18 protein-coding genes are annotated in these 17,484 nt (G+C 62.4%); 8 read left to right on the top strand and 10 right to left on the bottom strand.

What is annotated here, in order from left to right:
* Positions 1 to 38: 38 nt before the first annotated feature.
* Positions 39 to 1,046, bottom strand: coding sequence for an iron ABC transporter substrate-binding protein (locus tag AC0L2V_RS20385; protein ID WP_473521000.1), 1,008 nt, complete (start codon positions 1,044 to 1,046; stop codon positions 39 to 41).
* A 205-nt stretch (positions 1,047 to 1,251) separates the two neighbouring features.
* On the opposite strand from AC0L2V_RS20385, the gene AC0L2V_RS20380 reads away from it, so the two are divergent.
* The 7 genes from AC0L2V_RS20380 (at position 1,252) to AC0L2V_RS20350 (ending at position 9,636) form a co-directional block, all read left to right on the top strand.
* Positions 1,252 to 1,803, top strand: a complete 552-nt coding sequence (locus tag AC0L2V_RS20380) for a sigma-70 family RNA polymerase sigma factor (protein ID WP_473520999.1) — start codon at positions 1,252 to 1,254, stop codon at positions 1,801 to 1,803.
* A gap of 1 nt (position 1,804) precedes the next feature.
* Positions 1,805 to 2,443, top strand: coding sequence for an NrsF family protein (locus tag AC0L2V_RS20375; RefSeq protein ID WP_473520998.1), 639 nt, complete (start codon positions 1,805 to 1,807; stop codon positions 2,441 to 2,443).
* Between the two features lie 342 nt (positions 2,444 to 2,785).
* Positions 2,786 to 5,830: an ATP-binding protein gene (locus AC0L2V_RS20370; RefSeq protein WP_473520997.1), complete on the top strand. Its 3,045-nt coding sequence runs from the start codon at positions 2,786 to 2,788 to the stop codon at positions 5,828 to 5,830.
* On the top strand, positions 5,827 to 7,041 hold the full coding sequence (locus AC0L2V_RS20365) for a YcaO-like family protein (protein ID WP_473520996.1): 1,215 nt from the start codon (positions 5,827 to 5,829) through the stop codon (positions 7,039 to 7,041). Before AC0L2V_RS20370 ends, AC0L2V_RS20365 begins: the two co-directional genes overlap by 4 nt.
* A 3-nt stretch (positions 7,042 to 7,044) precedes the next feature.
* Positions 7,045 to 7,836 carry a TfuA-like protein gene (locus AC0L2V_RS20360; RefSeq protein WP_473520995.1) on the top strand — a complete coding sequence of 264 codons (792 nt, stop codon included), beginning with the start codon at positions 7,045 to 7,047 and terminating at the stop codon, positions 7,834 to 7,836.
* A 47-nt stretch (positions 7,837 to 7,883) separates the two neighbouring features.
* Positions 7,884 to 9,080, top strand: a complete 1,197-nt coding sequence (locus AC0L2V_RS20355; protein ID WP_473520994.1) for a hypothetical protein — start codon at positions 7,884 to 7,886, stop codon at positions 9,078 to 9,080.
* 61 nt (positions 9,081 to 9,141) lie between these two features.
* Entirely contained in the window at positions 9,142 to 9,636 is a 495-nt protein-coding gene (locus AC0L2V_RS20350) for a hypothetical protein (RefSeq protein ID WP_473520993.1), read from the top strand.
* A gap of 18 nt (positions 9,637 to 9,654) precedes the next feature.
* Here AC0L2V_RS20350 and AC0L2V_RS20345 read toward each other — a convergent pair whose 3' ends face one another.
* Positions 9,655 to 10,152, bottom strand: coding sequence for a hypothetical protein (locus tag AC0L2V_RS20345; RefSeq protein WP_473520992.1), 498 nt, complete (start codon positions 10,150 to 10,152; stop codon positions 9,655 to 9,657).
* 292 nt (positions 10,153 to 10,444) lie between these two features.
* Between AC0L2V_RS20345 and AC0L2V_RS20340 the strand changes: the two genes are divergently transcribed.
* Positions 10,445 to 10,837, top strand: a complete 393-nt coding sequence (locus AC0L2V_RS20340; protein WP_473520991.1) for a GFA family protein — start codon at positions 10,445 to 10,447, stop codon at positions 10,835 to 10,837.
* A gap of 26 nt (positions 10,838 to 10,863) precedes the next feature.
* Here the strand turns inward: AC0L2V_RS20340 and AC0L2V_RS20335 are convergent, their stop codons facing one another.
* The 8 genes from AC0L2V_RS20335 to AC0L2V_RS20300 form a co-directional block, all read right to left on the bottom strand.
* Positions 10,864 to 11,514 carry a glutathione S-transferase family protein gene (locus tag AC0L2V_RS20335; RefSeq protein WP_473521086.1) on the bottom strand — a complete coding sequence of 217 codons (651 nt, stop codon included), beginning with the start codon at positions 11,512 to 11,514 and terminating at the stop codon, positions 10,864 to 10,866.
* A 409-nt stretch (positions 11,515 to 11,923) separates the two neighbouring features.
* Positions 11,924 to 12,802: a 3-hydroxybutyryl-CoA dehydrogenase gene (locus AC0L2V_RS20330; RefSeq protein WP_023797239.1), complete on the bottom strand. Its 879-nt coding sequence runs from the start codon at positions 12,800 to 12,802 to the stop codon at positions 11,924 to 11,926.
* Between the two features lie 117 nt (positions 12,803 to 12,919).
* On the bottom strand, positions 12,920 to 13,849 hold the full coding sequence (locus AC0L2V_RS20325; RefSeq protein ID WP_473520990.1) for an electron transfer flavoprotein subunit alpha/FixB family protein: 930 nt from the start codon (positions 13,847 to 13,849) through the stop codon (positions 12,920 to 12,922).
* A 20-nt stretch (positions 13,850 to 13,869) separates the two neighbouring features.
* Positions 13,870 to 14,619 carry an electron transfer flavoprotein subunit beta/FixA family protein gene (locus AC0L2V_RS20320; protein ID WP_473520989.1) on the bottom strand — a complete coding sequence of 250 codons (750 nt, stop codon included), beginning with the start codon at positions 14,617 to 14,619 and terminating at the stop codon, positions 13,870 to 13,872.
* Positions 14,620 to 14,953: 334 nt separating this feature from the next.
* Positions 14,954 to 15,757, bottom strand: a complete 804-nt coding sequence (locus AC0L2V_RS20315; protein WP_077372837.1) for a rhomboid family intramembrane serine protease — start codon at positions 15,755 to 15,757, stop codon at positions 14,954 to 14,956.
* A gap of 25 nt (positions 15,758 to 15,782) precedes the next feature.
* Positions 15,783 to 16,364, bottom strand: a complete 582-nt coding sequence (locus tag AC0L2V_RS20310) for a cob(I)yrinic acid a,c-diamide adenosyltransferase (protein ID WP_473520988.1) — start codon at positions 16,362 to 16,364, stop codon at positions 15,783 to 15,785.
* A 28-nt stretch (positions 16,365 to 16,392) separates the two neighbouring features.
* Entirely contained in the window at positions 16,393 to 16,584 is a 192-nt protein-coding gene (locus tag AC0L2V_RS20305; protein WP_123149186.1) for a twin transmembrane helix small protein, read from the bottom strand.
* A 24-nt stretch (positions 16,585 to 16,608) separates the two neighbouring features.
* Entirely contained in the window at positions 16,609 to 17,475 is an 867-nt protein-coding gene (locus tag AC0L2V_RS20300; protein WP_473520987.1) for an SDR family oxidoreductase, read from the bottom strand.
* Positions 17,476 to 17,484 lie beyond the last annotated feature (9 nt).

The following is a 17,484-nucleotide window of genomic DNA, read 5'->3' as shown; positions in this document are numbered from 1 at the left end:
AGGAGCGCAGTCGGCTGCCGTTTTAGGACGAACGCGAACTAAAGCAAGCCGGCTGCCGTCATCAGGTCGGTCACCTCTTTGGAGTTCAGCGTCGTCGCGTCGACCTTCGGCGCCTGCAGATCGGCCAGCGGCACCAGCGCCGGATTGGACTGCGCGCCCTTGCCGACCGCGTATTCGAAGGAATTGCCGGTCTTCAGCACGTCCTGACCACCCTTGCCGGTCACCCATTTCAGGAAGGCCTGGGCTTCCTTCGGGTGCTTGCTGGAGGCCAGGACGCCCCCGCCGGAAACCGAGACGAAGGCGCCCGGATCTTGGTTCTTGAAATAATGCAGCCCGACATTCTTGCTGTTCTCGCCGGTCTTGGCCTGGTCGCCGTAGTAATAATAGTGATAGATCACGCCGCCATCGACCTCGCCGGCATTGACCGCCTTCATCACCGTGCTGTTGCCTTTGTAGGCGGTGAAGTTCGCCTTCATCGCCTTCAGCCAGTCGGCCGTTGCGGCCTTACCCCTAAGCTGCAAAAGCGCGCTGACGATCGCCTGGAAATCGGCGCCGGACGGCGAAGCGGCCCAGCGTCCCTTCCAGCTCGGATCGGCGAGTTCAAGCAGCGACTTGGGTAACTGCTCGGCGGTCAGTTTGGTCTTGTTGTAAGCAAAGACGGTGCTGCGCGCGGCGATGCCCACCCACTTGCCGCTGGCCGGCTGGTACTCCTTGGGAATCTGCGCCAGTGTGTCGGCGTCGACCGGCGCGAACAGGCCTGATGACTCGACCAGCACCATGGCCGGTGAGTTTTCCGTCAGGAACACGTCGGCCGGCGAGGCGGCGCCTTCGGCAACGATCTGGTTGGAAAAATCGCTGTCGCCGCCGTGGCGAACGGTGACCTTGATGCCGGTTTCCTTGGTGAAACCTTCCACCCAGGCATTGGTCAGGCTCTCATGCTGGGCATTGTAGACGACGATGCCGCTGTCCTGGGCCATAACCGGGCTGGCGACCAGGCTGATTGCAAGTGCTGTGGCTCCGGCAAGGACGGAAAGAGCATGTTTCATGGACGTCATCCCGCTCGATCGCGATGGTTTTGGCTTAGCATGGCTGCACTATCAATTCCTGATCGGTGTAGTCAAGATTGGTGAGCTGCGTAATCGGCGCCGGAGGTGAAACCTTCGTGATATTCCTTACTTTGGCTTGGACATTATTTCGCCGGCCACGTAACAAAACAGCGCCGAGGCGCGAATTATCGGGGAGTGAACTCTTGTGACCGGCAAGGACGAGGCCGAGCTTTCCCGGCTGATGCGGGCCGCGATCGCGGGAGATGAAAGGGCTTACGCCGACTTTCTGCGCCGGACGGCTGCTCTGGTTCGCGGCTTCATCAGGCGCAAGATCGTTCAGGGCGGGGTCGATCCCGAGGATGTCGTGCAGGAAACCTTGCTGGCCATTCATGTGAAGCGGCATACCTGGCGCCAGGATCTGCCTGTGCTGCCCTGGGTCTACGCCATAGCGCGCTTCAAGCTGATCGACGCCTTTCGACGGCGCGGGCGGCGCATCGAGATCGAGATCGACGAGATCGCCGAGACCTTCGCCGAACCGGAGGCCGAAACGGTCAGCGGGCGTGACATCAACCGGGCGTTGGACGGCCTGCCGCCGGCGCAGCGTTCGGTGGTTTCGTCGGTGACGGTCGAAGGCCGTTCCATCGGCGAGACGGCAGCGAAGTTCGGCATCAGCGAGACGGCGGTGCGCGTGTCGCTGCATCGCGGTCTCGCCGCCATTGCCAAACGGTTCGGGGCCAAACAATTCGGGCGGAAATGACATGAGGACCGACGATCTCATCAAGGCGCTCGACGCCGATGTCCGCAGCACGGCGATGCCGCTCGGCTCGGCCTGGTGGATAGGCGCAGGTGCGGCTACGCTGATCGCGGCGGTGGTTTTCTGGCTGGCAATCGGCCCACGCACCGACATCGCCACCGCCATGTATACGACGCGTTTCGTTGCCAAGTTTGTGTTCACGATGGCTCTGGCGGTCAGCGCCTTCGCCTTGATCCGCGCCCTGTCGACACCCGGTGCAGCAACGAGCAGGGCGGCGACCTGGATGATTGCCGCACCGCTGCTGGTGGCCGTAGCGGTGGGTCTGGAACTCCTTTCGGTGCCTGCGGCCGACTGGGGCAGGCGGCTGGTCGGCAGCAACATGGTTATCTGCCTGACGTTCATTCCGCTGATCGGCATCGGTCCGCTTGCCGTCTTCCTGGCGGTGCTGCGCTATGGCGCGCCGACGCGGCCGGTGCTTGCCGGAACGGTGGCGGGCCTGCTCGCCGGCGGGCTGGCGGCAACTTTTTATGCCGCGCACTGCTTCGACGACTCGCCGCTCTTCGTCGCCACCTGGTACACGATCGCGATTGCCATCCTCGCCGCGTTCGGCGCGCTCGGCGGGCGGCTTTTCGTGCGCTGGTAGCGACGGCGCGCGATCGGCGACCGTGATGGTCTACTTCGTCAAAACTCATGAACGACCTGGCATTCTGAAGGACCTGGTTCGACCGGTTGCGGAAGTTCGATCGCCCGTGCCGGATTCGAAGGCGCTCCTGTTAGGCTAAAGGCAACCCATTCCTGTCGTTGCAGTGAACTGAAAGCCGCCTTGATGATCACGGCTGAGTTGCGAACGGATAGCGGACGGGTAGGCCAGGAACATATTATGCCGTTGCCAATGGGACTATTCTAAGCCTTAGTGCTCGCGATAGAGCTTCGATAACATCCGAGAAAGCCGCGTGGCGCTCTCAGGCGTGTTGCAGGACGTCCTATGACCACCAGGGAACGAGTTCAGACCGGGTCGCTTGCAGGTGAGCGCAGGCATGTGACCGCGCTGTACTATGACATTGTTGGTTCGACCGCTCTGCTAAATCAGCTGGACCCCGAAGAATTCGGCGCTATGCAACGTTCGCTCCACAATGGAGCGGCTGCATTGATCAGCGACTACAATGGCTACCTTGAGCGGGTTCAGGGCGACGGCGGCTGCGCCTATTTCGGCTTTCCCGAGTCCAGGGAAGATGCCGCCGAATGTGCGGTTGCGTCGGCAATCGAGATTGTCGAGTGGTGCGAGAAACTGGCGAGACAGTCCGAATCCAGCCTCAAGGTAAGGGTCGGCATCACCACAGGTGTGGTCGTCATCGCTGACGCTTCGAAAACGAACCTTCCGGGCGCCACCGAGATTATTGGCGTCGCGCCGGCACTGGCTGCGCGGATCCAGTCCGAAGCAGCGCCGAACAGTGTTGCTGTCGCAGAATCCACCTATCGGCTTACCATGGGCGCGTTCGAATTCGAGGAGATCGGTCCAAGGCACCTGAAAGGATTTGACGAACCGGTGCTTTTGTGGCGGCCAATAACTCGCCGTCAGCAGTTCGACCGCTTCACAGCGTACCGGCGCGTTTCCGCGCCGCTAATCGGTCGCGAAGACGAGCTTGAATTGTGTGGCCGGCGTTGGGTTAGAGCTGCAAGCGGCAATGGCCAGTTCATTCTTCTCCATGGCGACCCCGGAATCGGAAAATCCCGGCTGATCGCCGAGTTCCGCCGTGAACTTGCCGCTAAGGGTGTGCGCACCCTAGTGTTTCAATGTCAGCCGCGCGGCAATTCGGAACCGCTGCACCCGTTTCTGGAACCTCTCAGAAAGGCAATCGCAGAAACGACCGGCAACGCCGACCTGGATCGGGATGCAGTCACGCGCTACCTGCGGTCACATGGCTCGGAACTTAGCCCGTTGAATGCCGAGATCATCACATTCCTTGTCGCGGGCGAGACGGAAGGGGGTGCTGGCGAAGCCTGGCAGGTCGATCTCTCGGACGAGGAGATCAGGGCGCGTGTTGTCGAGGCCATGCTGTCACTTCTGACGTCGCCGTCCGCTCTCGGACCGCTCCTCCTGATAATCGAGGACGTTCACTGGGCAGACACGCTCACCAAAGCACTTGTCGTCAAGCTGAGTGGGTGGATCAAAACACGGCCGATCCTTGCCGCAGTAACGTCGCGCGAGGCAAACGCGCCGGACGGTTTCGGCGATCCAAACGTGATTGCCGTCGCCTTGTCTGGCTTAACTGCTCAAGCTACCGCGGAACTGATCAGCACGATCTGGGAGGATTCGCCACCAGATGAACTGGTCGCCTTTATCTACGAGAAGAGCGATGGCGTGCCCCTGTTTGCCGAACAGCTGGCGCTTTGGATCCGCGAACGAGCGAACGCTGGCTTGCCCGATCGGGCCAGATTGGAGGCGTTGCTTCGTGCGGATAGCATTCTGGATCTCCGGGATCTTATCGCAGCCCGCCTCGCCAGCCTGGGGCCATTGAGACGTGTCGCACAAATCGCAAGCGTCCTGGGGCGACAGTTCCGACGGAAACTGCTGGCTTGTTTGCTTGAACTTGGGCATCTTGCCACACCCCTGGACGAAGCAATCGAAGGTCTTGTCCAAGCCGGGATTGTCCGTCGGAAGTCTGGCGGTATGGAAATTCGCTTCCGCCACGTGCTGATCCAGGAAGCGGCCTACGAGAGCCTCCTGAAATCCGAGCGGCAGGAAATCCACACAAGCGTTGTAAATCTCATTCAATCTGGCGCTGCTCCGCCGCTCTCCGACGAGACGATGGCGTGGCATTTCGGGCAGGCCGGACAGCCTTTGCAGGCGGCGCGCCACGCTATTCAGGCGGCAGAGGCTTGCGATGTTCGGTCAGCAATGCAGGAAGCGGAAAACCTGCTGGATTTCGCTGAGAAACAACTCGCTCAGGCCGGCAGGAATGCCGAGTCGAATGAGCAACTGCTTCGCCTCCTCACAGTTCGCGGGCCGGTCGTTGCGGCTCTTTTCGGTAGAGGCAGCAAGCAAGCGCGTGCGATCTATGAGCGCGGCGTATCACTGTGCGCCGCGATTAAGGATCGGGATCGTGCAGAATGGTTCCCGCTTTACTGGGGGTGGTGGTTCACCGCTCCCGATTACGAGACGCAGCGCGTGAGATCGGACATCCTCCTGCGCGACCTCAAGGACTCGGCCGATCCGGAGGTCCGGCTCCAGTCGCTCCATTGCGCGTGGGCGACGAACGAAGATGCCGGGCTCCACTCGCACTGCTTGAAATGCGTCGAGGACGGACTCAAACTTTACGACGAGAACCGCGCACGATTCAGCCGCGGTCGCTACGGCGGCCACGACGCGAAGGTCTGCGGCTTGGGCGAACGGGCCTTCTCTCTCTGGTTCATGGGCGACGACGCCGGATCGTCGGAAAGCATTGATGCGGCGAAGCAGTGGGCCAAGCACATCAACCATCTGAACAGCGTACTTCATGCGCTGGAATTCGAGATCGAGCTGAAACGCTATCGGAATGATTATGCAGGGGTGATCGCGGTGGCCGACAGGATTTCTGAACTCGCGCAGGCCATGCCGGGCGTGCTCACCAAGGCGGCGCTCTTTCGCGCCTGGGCCCATGGCCTGAACGGGAACGTGGCAGCCGGGTTGGCGCAATTCGAAGCCGGGCTGGCACGCCAGCGCGAGATAGCCACCTACGAGGGGGCACCCATCTATGAAGGTATGCGCGCAGAGCTGTTCGTTCGCGCCGGACGCAACGATGAGGCCCTGTCGATCCTGGACGGCGCAATCGCGGCCTCGACCCGCAACGGCCAGGTATTCTGGCTGGCGGAGCTGCTTCGCCAGCGGGCCCTTCTTCGCCATGCCCGCCATGAGTCGGAAGAGGCAATCGCAATGGATCTTCGTCGCGCGCTCGAGGTCGGCGCCGAGCAGCACGCCGTGGCGCTTGTTTCCCGTGTCCGCCAGGATCTGGAGCGGCTTGGACTTCAAGCCCAGGCCTCCGACGCATGAACGGGACGCATGCAGCAACTGCAGCTGAACTGGGCATACAACTCGACCGTGAACTTTCCGCTTGCCACGATTTCCGGGGCCGGGCGTCGCAAGCCACCGAAGAACTCGTCCGGGCGCTTTTTTCCGCGCGGCGGCGTTTCGGAATAACGCGGGTCGGGTCGCTGACCCGGCTCGACCGCGCCGGCGTCGCTGTCGCCCAGGCGGTGCGGCCGCTATCCCTTTCCAACGCCGTCTCCCAGGGCAAGGGTGTAAACGTCGTCGAAGCGGCGGCCTCGGCCCTGATGGAAACGCTCGAATGCTGGGCGGCGGAACGAATTGCACCGGAGCGCATCAAGGTCGCAAGCGCGCGCGACCTGGGGGGCGAGATACGCAATCTCTACGCCGGCTGCCGTGTGCACGGCTTCGACGCTGGTTGGGATCAACTGCGGCTCGGCTGGACGGACGGCTACGACCTCCTCACGGCGCGCGTGCTGCCCGTTCCCGTCGCCCTGGTCGATACGGTCTACACGCTTCCCTCGCCGCATCCCATCGCGTTTCCACGCTCGACGCGGGGACTCGCTGCCAGCCCCACAATGCTTGCCGCCATCCTCCATGCGGCGCTCGAAATCCTGGAACGGGATAGCGTCGCGGGGGCGCGGCGATATCCGCGCTCCTATCCGGAGCTTCGGATCGATCCGGCTCGCGTCGGCGGCCCGCTCTCGTCGAGGATTTTGGCCAGTCTCAAGGCCGCGGATCTGGCCGCGGGCATCTGGCTGGTCCCGGGCGATCACCATCTGCCCGTCTTCCGCTGCCAGGTCATCGAGACGGAAGCCCATCGGGAAATCGCGCCGATGCCGGGTGAGGGGTTTGCCTGCGATTTCACTTATGACGGCGCTTTGGCAAGAGCCCTCATGGAGGCGGCGCAGGCGCGGGTCACTGCGCTTGCGGGGGCTCGCGAGGATATTACCCGCGCGGCCTACCCCGAGCACTACGACCGCAAGGATCTGGATGCGCGCCGGCATGCCTTCCTGTCGCAAAGCGGAACCGTCGCGCTTCCAGTCGATCGCGACGCACCAGCCTCGGGGGACGCCGCACTGGGAACCGTCCTCGATGCGCTCAAGAGCGCCGGTGGGCAGGCGGTCCTGGTCGTGCCGCTCTACAGCGGCGAAGATCCGAACCTCGAAATTGTCCGCCTCGTAGTCCCGCCGCTCCGGGATCTCGTCGGAGAATAAGCGATGCCAGGCGAAGTGGTCGTCTTCCTCGGACCTACGCTATCGCATACTGAAGCTTCCGGGTTTCTCGATGCCACCTATCTGCCACCCGCAGAGCAGGGCTCGGTCGTGCGTGCGGTTCGGACATATCTGCCGCGAGCGATCGTCCTTATCGACGGCTCGTTCGGAAAGGTGCCGGCGGTGCGTCACAAGGAGATCCTCTGGGCGCTTGCGAAAGGCATTCGCGTATTCGGCGCCGCAAGCATGGGTGCGCTCCGGGCGGCCGAGCTGGCGGCCGTCGGCATGCGAGGCCACGGATATATCTATCGGTGGTACGCGCTGACGCCGCTCGCGGACGACGACGAGGTTGCGGTGGCGATGTGTCCTCCGGAACTCGGCGCAGCGCCGCTGAGCGAGGCGCTCATCAACATCCGCCTCACCCTGCGCCGCGCGATGCGCGCCGGAATTGTGACCGCCGAGGAGAGGCACGTGCTGGAAGGCCTGGCGCGAGACACGCACTTCGTCGATCGCAGCTATCCCCGCCTGCTGGCCGATGCGCGATCCACCCTGCCTCACAAATCGGGACCCGCTCTGGACCGCCTGGCGCAATGGCTTCCGTCGGGCGCGCTCGACCGCAAGCGAGGAGACGCTATCGGCCTGTTGACGAAACTCGCGCGCTGCCCGCACCTTGTTGGTAAAGGCCAAGACAACGCACCCTTCCGACTGACGGAAGCTTGGGCCTACGACCTCGACGCGGCAGGACTGTGGGATGACGATATTACTTCAATTCTTGCAGATAACGGCAAAATGACTTAAGAAAGACTTCGTGCCATCCCTGTAACGGGGAGGTTGGGGGCGCCAGCATGGATGCTACCGGGCAATGGCAGTCTGGCGCGCGGACCGCGGTTTCGCGGCTTGGAACCCGCTTTCTCGTTTTCCCGCAACCCCCTTTTATCCCAGGCTATGAGCGGCCGGAGACGATTTGGATCTCCACCCCGCCCAACCGGATCGGTCCCGGACCGGCCGACCGCCGGATGTACGTGATCGTTCCGCTGGTCGATAAACAGCCCTACCAATTCCCCTACCTGCCTCCCTACGCCGGCGCCCTGAGGCCGCCTGCCGAGGCGGGCCCGGACGGTCACTTCGACAACATTCCGATCGGCACGCCGGAATTCGAGGCGGCGCACGCCTACGCGTGCGTCCGGCGCGTGCTCGACATCTGCGAGAGCTATCTCGGGCGCGAGATCCCCTGGTTCTTCGGACCGACCTACGACCGCCTCGAGATCGTGCCGCGGCTCCGCTGGGACAACGCGCAGTCGGGCTACGGTTTTCTGGAGATGGGCGAGGACGAGGCGCGCGGCGAGCCGCAACCCTTTGCGCTCAACTTCGACGCCCTCGCGCACGAGATCGGGCACCTGATCATCTTCGGTGTGATGGGCGCGCCCCGGATCGACCCGCCGCGCGAATATTTCGCGTATCACGAGGCCGTTGCCGACTTCATCGCACTGATCGGCCTGCTGCACTTCGATACGGCGCTCGACCTGCTTCTGCGGCGCACGCGCGGCAACCTCCTGATCGCCAACGAACTCGACCGCTTCGCCGAGCTTTCCGACGAGAAACAGGTGCGGCTGTTCAGCCATTCGCTGCGGGTGAGCGACGTCAGCGCCGAGGTGCACGATCTCTCCAGACCCTTCGCAGGAGCGCTGTTCGACATCCTGGTCGAGATCTACCAGGTGCTGCTTTTCGAGCGCGGACTTTCCGATCTCGATCCGCGCGACTTCCGCGACCTCAGGAGCGAGCTTTCGGAAGAGGAACTGGAAGAGCAGCTTTCGGCTTCGCTCGGCGCGAACGACAACCGGCACTTTGCCTTGAAATCGGCGCTGGAAGAGGCGCGCGATCTCGTCGGCGAAATCCTGGTTCGCTCTTGGGAAGAGCTTGAGCCGGAAACCCTCGATTATCACGCGGCGGCAGAGGCGATGATCCTTGCCGCCGAGAGTGGCCGCGCCAGTCGCTTTGCCGGCAGCGTCATCGACAACTTCGCCTGGCGCGAGATCTTGTGAGGAGAAGCGCGTGCCGGATAATGGATTAAGGCCGCCACGGCCAATCAGAGGGAGAAACGCCATGACGTCAGACGATATTCCTGCAGCACCGGGTTCGACTGAGTATATCCCTGATGAGATCGTGCTATACGGGGTCAAGCTGAATGAGGATCGAGACCTTGCCAGCCTTCCGTTTGGGACTAAGCGTATCCGACTAGAGGTACGCGATGAGAGCGGTCAAGTCATGGGTAGGGAAATACTCACGATAGCTGCTATTTACAGTTATTCCTTTGAGGGTGGATGCTATCGCTTTGATCGCCCTAAACTTATGATATTCGAAGCACCAGAAGAAAAAGAAGTAAAGGGATGTGGATACGAAGAAGGTTCAGGTTACAAGATGTGGCGAATAGATGCCAAGTTTGGCCTTATGGAGCTAAACACGAGCGTTGATCTTGCCGAGACGCTTGTGCTTGAGGCAAATCTACCGGGTAACCGGGCTCCAAACACCTACGGAAACAGTATGCAACTCGCTCATCGAGGCAATCGATTGAGCAAATATGGTGGAGGAACGCCGTAGCCGTAGCGGAACGCTCTTTCAGTGGTCGGGAAGATGGTCGTCGTTGATCGGGTAGCACTGCCCTATTTCCGGGGACATTTCGTCGTCGTGGTTACCCCAATGCTCGCTAGGGCGATCCTCCTTACCGTGCTCACTCACGTTCCGAGCAACCTCCACCTGAATGTAGCCCTTTTGCGGTTTGCTTCCGGTTGTAGGGTTTACACTAAAGGTAACTTCATCTCCGTCGCCATGCCTGTCGACCACGGAAAGCTTTGGGCCGTGAAGCTTTGCCTTGTCGTTCCAATCTTTAACTTTCAGCCATTTGGTTGTCCCGGTGGCCTTTAATTTGAACTCCATTATTTCCTCCTCTGAAACGGCGGCTTCTCTACATCGCGCCTCATATCGGAGAGTGCCGCCATCTAGGAAGGATGTAAAGTAAAGGTTGAAGCTGGACCGGCGGAGCAAGCGCATCAACAATCCGACTGCCGAAATGGCAAGGCCGCTGGCCAGACCGTCGGCATGGCCGGCCAGCTTCATCGTCCGCCGTCTCCCAAGGGGACTATGCAGCTGAAGCGCGGGTTCTTGGCGCGAGCGGCTGCGGGCATAACCAGAAGTGCGGGCCTTTTATCGTGCGGCGCCTTGTGTGCTGCGCGAACCACCCAAACGCTCCGATGTTGCAGGAGTGTCGTTTGACAGGCTCTGCCTGGAAGCGATGATCACGATCGCCCGCTAAGGAAGAACCACGCGTCTCCGCCCGCAGCGGGCAATTGCAATGACCGTGCCGTTCGTTGTAGCCCTTCCAACCGCTTGATTTTGGAGGAGACGCGGCATGGACCGGTTCACCGGCGGTTGCCTGTGCGGCAACGTGCGAATTGTGGCGTCGGGCACTCCATACCGGGTCGGCCTTTGTCACTGTCTCGACTGCCGCAAGCATCACGGCGCCCTTTTTCACGCGTCCGCGATATTCCCTCAGGATGCGGTGACGATCGAGGGCGAAACACGCGACTACGCCGGGCGGTTTTTCTGTCCCCGCTGCGGCTCGACCGTTTTCGGACGCAGCGCCGACGAAATCGAAGTGAACCTGGGTTCCCTGGACGCCCCTGACCAACTGATGCCGACCTACGAAAGCTGGACCGTCCGTCGCGAGTCTTGGCTGCCGCCGTTTCCGCTCAAGAGACGATACGACCGCGATCGTGACGCCACGGGTCGCTTCGAGGAGTAGGCCGCGCGAACAGTGAGGCGGCCGCCTCAGCCGGTCGATGCCGCTGTGAAAACCGCCAGTTGGGCGGCGAACGCACGCTTGTAGGCGGGCCACGCCTGGCCGCGGGCGACATAGGCGGAAAGACTCGGATATTCCTCCAATATCCCTGTTCCCTCCAACCTGCGCAGCACCATCACCATCATCAGGCCCCCGGCGCTGAACGCGCCATCGAGCCAGTCGGTATCGCCAAGCCGACTGGAAAGTTCATCCAGCCGGCCACGGACGCGATCCTCGATCATGGGCAGGCGGTCCTTGTACCAGGGCTTGTCGCCTTCCGCATACGGGGCCTGTTCGCGCTCGACGATCGGCGGCTCCACCGTGCTGACCGCGGCAAACATCCACGTGATCGCCCGCGCCCGGGCATTCGCATCGTCTGGCAGCAGGCCCGCATGGTGCTCCGCGATATGGAACACGATCGACCCGGACTCGAACAAAGCGAGATCACCTTCCTCATAGGTCGGAATCTGACCGAAAGGATGCAGCGCACGATGCGCGGGCTCCTTCATCTCCCTGAACGAAACAAGCCGAACCTCGTAAGGCTGGCCCACTTCCTCGAGCGCCCAGAGAACGCGCATGTCGCGCGCCAGCCCCTGGCCGCGATCGGGCGAGCTTTCAAAGGCGGTGATGGTGGGGATCATCGGAAGGCTCCGGGTGATTGCATGACGCTGTCGGGGTGCGTGATGGCGACGATCTTTCTCATGGTCAGGTGTCTGGTTCATGCGCTTTGCTTCCAGAGGACGAACGATCGGCGGGAATTCCGACACCTTGCCGCGTTTGTCGCCCATCAGACAGCCGTACGCGAGGAGTTGGCAGTCCAAGATGTCTCCTCGGCTGTTTTTGCCACACTTTGCAAACGACTACTTTGCGCGTCAGATCACGACGATGCCTACCGTGACCTGAATGTCCGTACTAGAAGATCCGTAGCCAGGAGCTGACCGTCTCCTGTCGGCCCCGGCCCGGCCATCGATCCGCGGCCACGAAGCTGTCGACGGAACAGCCACCTGGTCTTCACTCAGCGCGACCGCGCGCGTTGGCTCGTATCGCCGGTCAGCGCGTCGGAACGGGATGCTCGCCGCGATAGTCGTAGAAGCCGCGCCCGGTCTTGCGGCCGAGCCAGCCGGCCTCGACATATTTCACCAGCAACGGGCAGGGCCGGTATTTCGAATCCGACAGGCCGTCATGCAGCACCTGCATGATCGACAGGCAGGTGTCGAGGCCGATGAAATCGGCAAGCTGCAGCGGTCCCATGGGATGGTTGGCGCCGAGCCGCATGGCGGTGTCGATCGCGTCGACCGAGCCGACTCCTTCATAGAGCGTGTAGATCGCCTCGTTGATCATCGGCAGCAGGATGCGGTTGACGATGAAGGCTGGAAAATCCTCCGAGACGGTGATCGTCTTCTCGAGATGGTTCACATAGGCCTTTGCCGCTTCGAAGGTCTGGTCCTCGGTGGCAATGCCGCGCACCAGTTCGACCAGCTTCATCACTGGAACCGGATTCATGAAATGGATGCCGATGAAACGCTCCGGCCTGTCGGTCTGCGCGGCGAGACGCGTGATCGAGATCGACGAGGTGTTCGTCGCCAGGATGGCTTCCGGATTGAGCTGCGGGCAGAGCTGGGCGTAGATCTTGCGCTTGACCGTCTCGTCCTCGGTCGCTGCCTCGATCACCAGATCGGCACCGGCAAGGTCGGCCATGGTCGGTGCTGACGAAATGCGCGCCATCGCCTCGTTGCGCAGCTTTTCCTCGAGCTTGCCGGAGCCGACCTGGCGGGCCATGTTGCCGCTGATCGTGGCGATGCCCTTTTCGATGCGCTCGGGCGAGATGTCGTAAACCAGCACCTTGTAGCCCGCCAGCGCGGACACATGGGCGATGCCGCCGCCCATCTGGCCCGCCCCGATGATGCCGATCGTCTCGATCTTGTTCATTACACCGATCCCGTCAAATGGCCTTTGCGGCCTGCTTTTTGTGCGGTGCAAACTAAAAGGGCGGGGCGACTTCGTCTACCCCGCCCTTCACAATTTAATACGCTTTGGCAGAAGGCGTCAAAGCGCCTTTTGCAGTTCCGGCAGAATGACGAAAAGGTCGCCGACGAGGCCGTAGTCGGCGACCTGGAAGATCGGCGCCTCCTCATCCTTGTTGATGGCGACGATGACCTTCGAATCCTTCATGCCGGCAAGATGCTGGATGGCGCCGGAGATGCCGACGGCGATGTAGAGATCGGGTGCGACCACCTTGCCGGTCTGGCCGACCTGCCAGTCGTTCGGCGCATAGCCGGCATCGACTGCGGCACGAGAGGCGCCGACGGCGGCGCCGAGCTTGTCGGCGATCGGCAGGATGACTTCCTGGAACTTCTCCGAGGAGCCCAGCGCGCGGCCGCCCGAGATGATGATCCTGGCCGAAGTCAGCTCTGGACGGTCGGTCTCGGAAAGCTTGTTCTCGACGAAGCTCGACAGGCCGGGATTGACTGCTGCCTGAACCGTCTCGACCGGGGCTGAACCGTCCTCGGGTGCAGCCTGGAAGGAGGCGGTGCGCACGGTGATCACCTTCCTGGCGTCGCTCGACTGCACCGTCTGGATGGCGTTGCCGGCATAGATCGGCCGCTTGAAGGTGTCGGGCGAGACAATCTCGATGATCTCCGACACCTGCGCGACATCGAGCAGGGCTGCCACGCGCGGCGCGACATTCTTGCCCGAGGAGGTCGCCGGCGCGACGATCGTGTCATAGGCATCGGCCATGCCGACGACGAGCGCCGCCAGCGGTTCGGCGAGACGCTCGGTGAGCTCGTCGGCTTCGGCAAGCAGCACCTTGCTCACGCCCTTGAGCTTGGCGGCGGCGTCCGCTGCCGGTTTGGCGCCGTTGCCGGCGACCAGCACATGCACGTCGGAGCCGATCTGCAGTGCCGCCGAAAGCGCCTTGGCGGTCTGGTCGGAAAGCGTCGCATTGTCGTGTTCGGCAATCAGAAGAATTGTCATCTTTTTGTCCCTTCCCAGCCCTACAGCACGCCGGCTTCGTTCTTAAGCTTGTCGACCAGTTCGGCGACGCTCTTGACCTTGACGCCCGCCTTGCGGCCGCCCGGCTCCTCGGTCTTGATCACCTTCAGCCGCGGCTTGACGTCGGCGCCGTAATCGGCGGGAGATTTCTCGTCGAGCGGCTTCTTCTTGGCCTTCATGATGTTGGGCAGCGAGGCATAGCGCGGCTGGTTGAGGCGAAGATCCGCGGTGACAATCGCCGGCATCTTCAGCGCCACCGTCTGCAGGCCGCCATCGACCTCGCGCGTCACCTTGGCCTTGTCGCCATCGATAACGACCTTGGAGGCAAAAGTGCCTTGCGCCCAGCCCAGAAGTGCGGCCAGCATCTGGCCGGTCTGGTTCGAATCGTCGTCGATCGCCTGCTTGCCGAGAATGACGAGACCGGGCTTTTCCGCCTCGACCACGCCCTTCAGCACCTTGGCGACACCCAGCGGCTCGGTCTGCTCGTCGGTCTTGACCAGGATGGCGCGGTCGGCGCCCATGGCGAGCGCGGTGCGCAAGGTCTCCTGCGCCTGCTGCGGCCCGATCGAGACAACGATGATCTCCTCCGCCTTGCCGGCCTCCTTCAGCCGGATCGCCTCTTCGACCGCGATCTCGTCGAACGGGTTCATCGCCATCTTGACGTTGGCGAGTTCCACCGCCGAACCGTCAGCCTTCACACGAACCTTCACATTCGCATCCACAACCCGCTTCACGGGCACAAGGATCTTCATTTGCCTGTCACCTCTTTCACGATAGCCACCTCTTTCAAGATAGTCGGGCGCGCTATAGCAGTGTGCGCCTCTTCAGAGTTGTCGAAAGCCGACATTCCGGACGGAATTCTGGTCTCCGACCGTCTAAAGCGCGTCGCATTTGGCCGACCTCACGCGACGCGCTTCAGGTTGTGTGTTCCATGCATGCCGTTATCGCAAAACCGCTGCACAGTTTTGCGCGACATGCATTGGTGTGGGAACGCTTCCGTAGTTGCGGCGACCCCGCACGTCAATATCCGGGGCGCGCCCAAATCATCCGCGCCGCACTCAAATCGGTTCAGTCCGGAAAATCGGGTCAGTCCGGACTGGAGGCGCTTGCCCGTCCCCAGCGCGGCGCCGGCTGCGCCGGCAGCGGCTCGCCTGGCGCCGGCTCTGCTGCAACAGGCATTTGGCCAGCGACCACCACTGCCTCTTCGTCCGCACCGGCAAGCAGCGGTACGGCGCGGTTGCGCAAGATGAGCACCAGCACGGCCCCGGCGATGATGCCGCCGACATGGCAGGCCCAGGAAATCTGATCCTCGCCACCGGCGGCGAACATCACGATCTGGAACAGGATCCACAGGATGAGCGGGATGAAGGCCGGGATGCGCAGCGGAATGCGGGCGAAGGCCAGCACCCATACCTTTACCCTGGGATAGAGGATCAGATAGGCGGCGACCACGCCGGCAATGGCGCCTGAGGCGCCGATCAGCGGAACCTGCGAGTCCCACGCGATCAGGCCCTGGAAGAAGGCGCCGGCGATGGCGCACAGCAGGTAGAAGGCGAGAAAGCGGATATGACCGAGCGCGTCCTCGACATTGTCGCCGAACACCCACAGGAACAGCATGTTGCCGCCGAGGTGGAAAATATCGGCATGCAGGAAGGAATAGGTGACGTAGCTCAGGCTCTCCGGGATCACGACAAACTGCGGAGCCAGTTCGGCGCTGTCGTGGACGACCGACGGGATGAAGCCGAGGCCCAGAACAGCGGCATTGGTGAACTGCTCGCCGCCAAGCGCGGTGGCGAAGTAGATGAGGGTATTGAACGCGATCAGGCCGATCGTGACATATTGCTGCTTGATGTGGCGCAGCCGGTTGGTGTCATAAAGCGGGATGAACATCGGACCCCCTCCCGCCTTGGCAGATTCAGCGGTTCTTGCCGGGAATCCATAGCACGTCGGCGTTTCCATTGTCATTGACCGCGCGTGCGGCGACGAACAGAAAGTCCGATACGCGGTTGATGTATCTTATCGCCTCGCGGTTGAGATGCTCGCCTGGGTTTTGCGTCAAAGCCACCATGATGCGCTCGGCCCGCCGCGCCACCGTGCGGGCAAGGTGAAGGGCCGCCGCCGCCGGCGTGCCGCCGTTGAGCACGAAGGATTTGAGCGGCTGCAGATCCTTGTTGAGCAGGTCGATATCCTTTTCGACACGGTCGGTCTGCACAGCGGTGATGCGCAGCGGCTCATAGCCGAGCGGCTTGCCGTCATCCGGCACCGCCAGATCGGCGCCGAGGTCGAAAAGGTCGTTCTGGAGGCGGCCGAGCATAGCGTCGATCGCCGGGTGTGTTGCCGCGGTGTGGATGCGGGCCATGCCGATGCAGGCATTGGCTTCGTCGATCGTGCCATAGGCGTCGATGCGCAGATCGGATTTCAGCCGCCGTTCACCGGTGCCGAGGCCGGTGGTGCCGTCGTCGCCGGTACGGGTGTAAATCTTGTTGAGCTTGACCACGCTCTGCCTCCCGAAATCGCCACCCTCGTCACTTGCGGGTGAAATACACCGCCAGCATGATCAGCACCAATGCCACGAACTGCAGCAGCACGCGCGTCTGCATCAGCTTGTTGGAGGTCATGCCGGAGCCGCCGCGCATCATGTTGACGAGGCCGCGGATCAGCACGATGACCACGGCGACCATGACGAGAACAGCGAGGATGTTGAAGACGGTTGCCATAGTGTGTTTTCCAGTCGATTGCGTTCAGGCGCGTTTGGCAAGCAGGCGGTAGAGCATTGATGCCGGCAGGATGCGTTTGAGGACGACGCCGATCCTGGCCGGCACCGTTACCACATAATGCGGACGCGGGCGCCGCGACAGAAGCGCATGGCGCAAGGCCGCATGAACCACCGCCGGCCCGGGCTTCAGCCGTGACGTGCTGCCGCCGGCCTGCAGCCGTTGCAGCTGCGCCTCGTAAGCGAGGCGGTGCACGGAATTCTCACGGTCGATATTCCTGAGAAACCACACAAGGCCGTTGCTGGCGATCTTCGATGTCACCGGCCCCGGCTCGATCAGCGAGACATGGATGCCGCTGCCCTGGAGTTCCTGATGCATGCACAGCATCAGCCCTTCGATCGCGTGCTTCGACGCCGAATAGGCGCCGCGAAAGGGCAGCGGCGCCAGGCCGAGGATCGAGGAGCAGTGGACAAGACGGCCATGGCCCTGGCGCCGCATCACCGGCACGACACGGCGGGTGAGGTCATGCCAGCCGAAGACATTCGCCTCAAATTGCTCCCTGAGCGCCGCGACCGGCAGGTCCTCGACGGCGCCGGGCTGGGCGTAGGCGCCGTTGTTGAACAGGGCATCGAGCCGTCCGCCGGTCCGCTCCAGCACCGACGCCACCAGCGTCTCGATGGATCCCGGTTCGCAATAATCCAGATAGAAAGCCTCGATGCCGTCGGCCTCGAGGGCGGCGATGTCCTCCGGCTTGCGTGCCGTCGCGAACACCCGCCAGCCTTCCGCCTTCAGCGCCCGGGTGCAATAGGCGCCTATCCCGGAAGAAGTTCCGGTGACGATGATGGTGCGCAACTCTTCTCCAGGAGGAAGCGTGCTTTGACCTAGGCTTGCCATTTGCCGCAA

The organism is Mesorhizobium sp. WSM4814 (assembly GCF_055811595.1).
The sequence above is the reverse complement of the archived record's forward strand: the minus strand, read 5'-3'. Positions and strand labels throughout refer to the sequence as shown.

Excerpts from the sequence above, each read along its gene's own strand:
- AC0L2V_RS20385 (WP_473521000.1), bottom strand. The coding sequence starts at position 1,046 with ATGAAACATGCTCTTTCCGTCCTTGCCGGAGCCACAGCACTTGCAATC.
- AC0L2V_RS20375 (WP_473520998.1), top strand. The coding sequence starts at position 1,805 with ATGAGGACCGACGATCTCATCAAGGCGCTCGACGCCGATGTCCGCAGC.
- AC0L2V_RS20370 (WP_473520997.1), top strand. The coding sequence starts at position 2,786 with ATGACCACCAGGGAACGAGTTCAGACCGGGTCGCTTGCAGGTGAGCGC.
- AC0L2V_RS20365 (WP_473520996.1), top strand. The coding sequence starts at position 5,827 with ATGAACGGGACGCATGCAGCAACTGCAGCTGAACTGGGCATACAACTC.
- AC0L2V_RS20360 (WP_473520995.1), top strand. The coding sequence starts at position 7,045 with ATGCCAGGCGAAGTGGTCGTCTTCCTCGGACCTACGCTATCGCATACT.
- AC0L2V_RS20355 (WP_473520994.1), top strand. The coding sequence starts at position 7,884 with ATGGATGCTACCGGGCAATGGCAGTCTGGCGCGCGGACCGCGGTTTCG.
- AC0L2V_RS20350 (WP_473520993.1), top strand. The coding sequence starts at position 9,142 with ATGACGTCAGACGATATTCCTGCAGCACCGGGTTCGACTGAGTATATC.
- AC0L2V_RS20345 (WP_473520992.1), bottom strand. The coding sequence starts at position 10,152 with ATGAAGCTGGCCGGCCATGCCGACGGTCTGGCCAGCGGCCTTGCCATT.
- AC0L2V_RS20340 (WP_473520991.1), top strand. The coding sequence starts at position 10,445 with ATGGACCGGTTCACCGGCGGTTGCCTGTGCGGCAACGTGCGAATTGTG.
- AC0L2V_RS20335 (WP_473521086.1), bottom strand. The coding sequence starts at position 11,514 with ATGATCCCCACCATCACCGCCTTTGAAAGCTCGCCCGATCGCGGCCAG.
- AC0L2V_RS20330 (WP_023797239.1), bottom strand. The coding sequence starts at position 12,802 with ATGAACAAGATCGAGACGATCGGCATCATCGGGGCGGGCCAGATGGGC.
- AC0L2V_RS20325 (WP_473520990.1), bottom strand. The coding sequence starts at position 13,849 with ATGACAATTCTTCTGATTGCCGAACACGACAATGCGACGCTTTCCGAC.
- AC0L2V_RS20320 (WP_473520989.1), bottom strand. The coding sequence starts at position 14,619 with ATGAAGATCCTTGTGCCCGTGAAGCGGGTTGTGGATGCGAATGTGAAG.
- AC0L2V_RS20315 (WP_077372837.1), bottom strand. The coding sequence starts at position 15,757 with ATGTTCATCCCGCTTTATGACACCAACCGGCTGCGCCACATCAAGCAG.
- AC0L2V_RS20305 (WP_123149186.1), bottom strand. The coding sequence starts at position 16,584 with ATGGCAACCGTCTTCAACATCCTCGCTGTTCTCGTCATGGTCGCCGTG.
- AC0L2V_RS20300 (WP_473520987.1), bottom strand. The coding sequence starts at position 17,475 with ATGGCAAGCCTAGGTCAAAGCACGCTTCCTCCTGGAGAAGAGTTGCGC.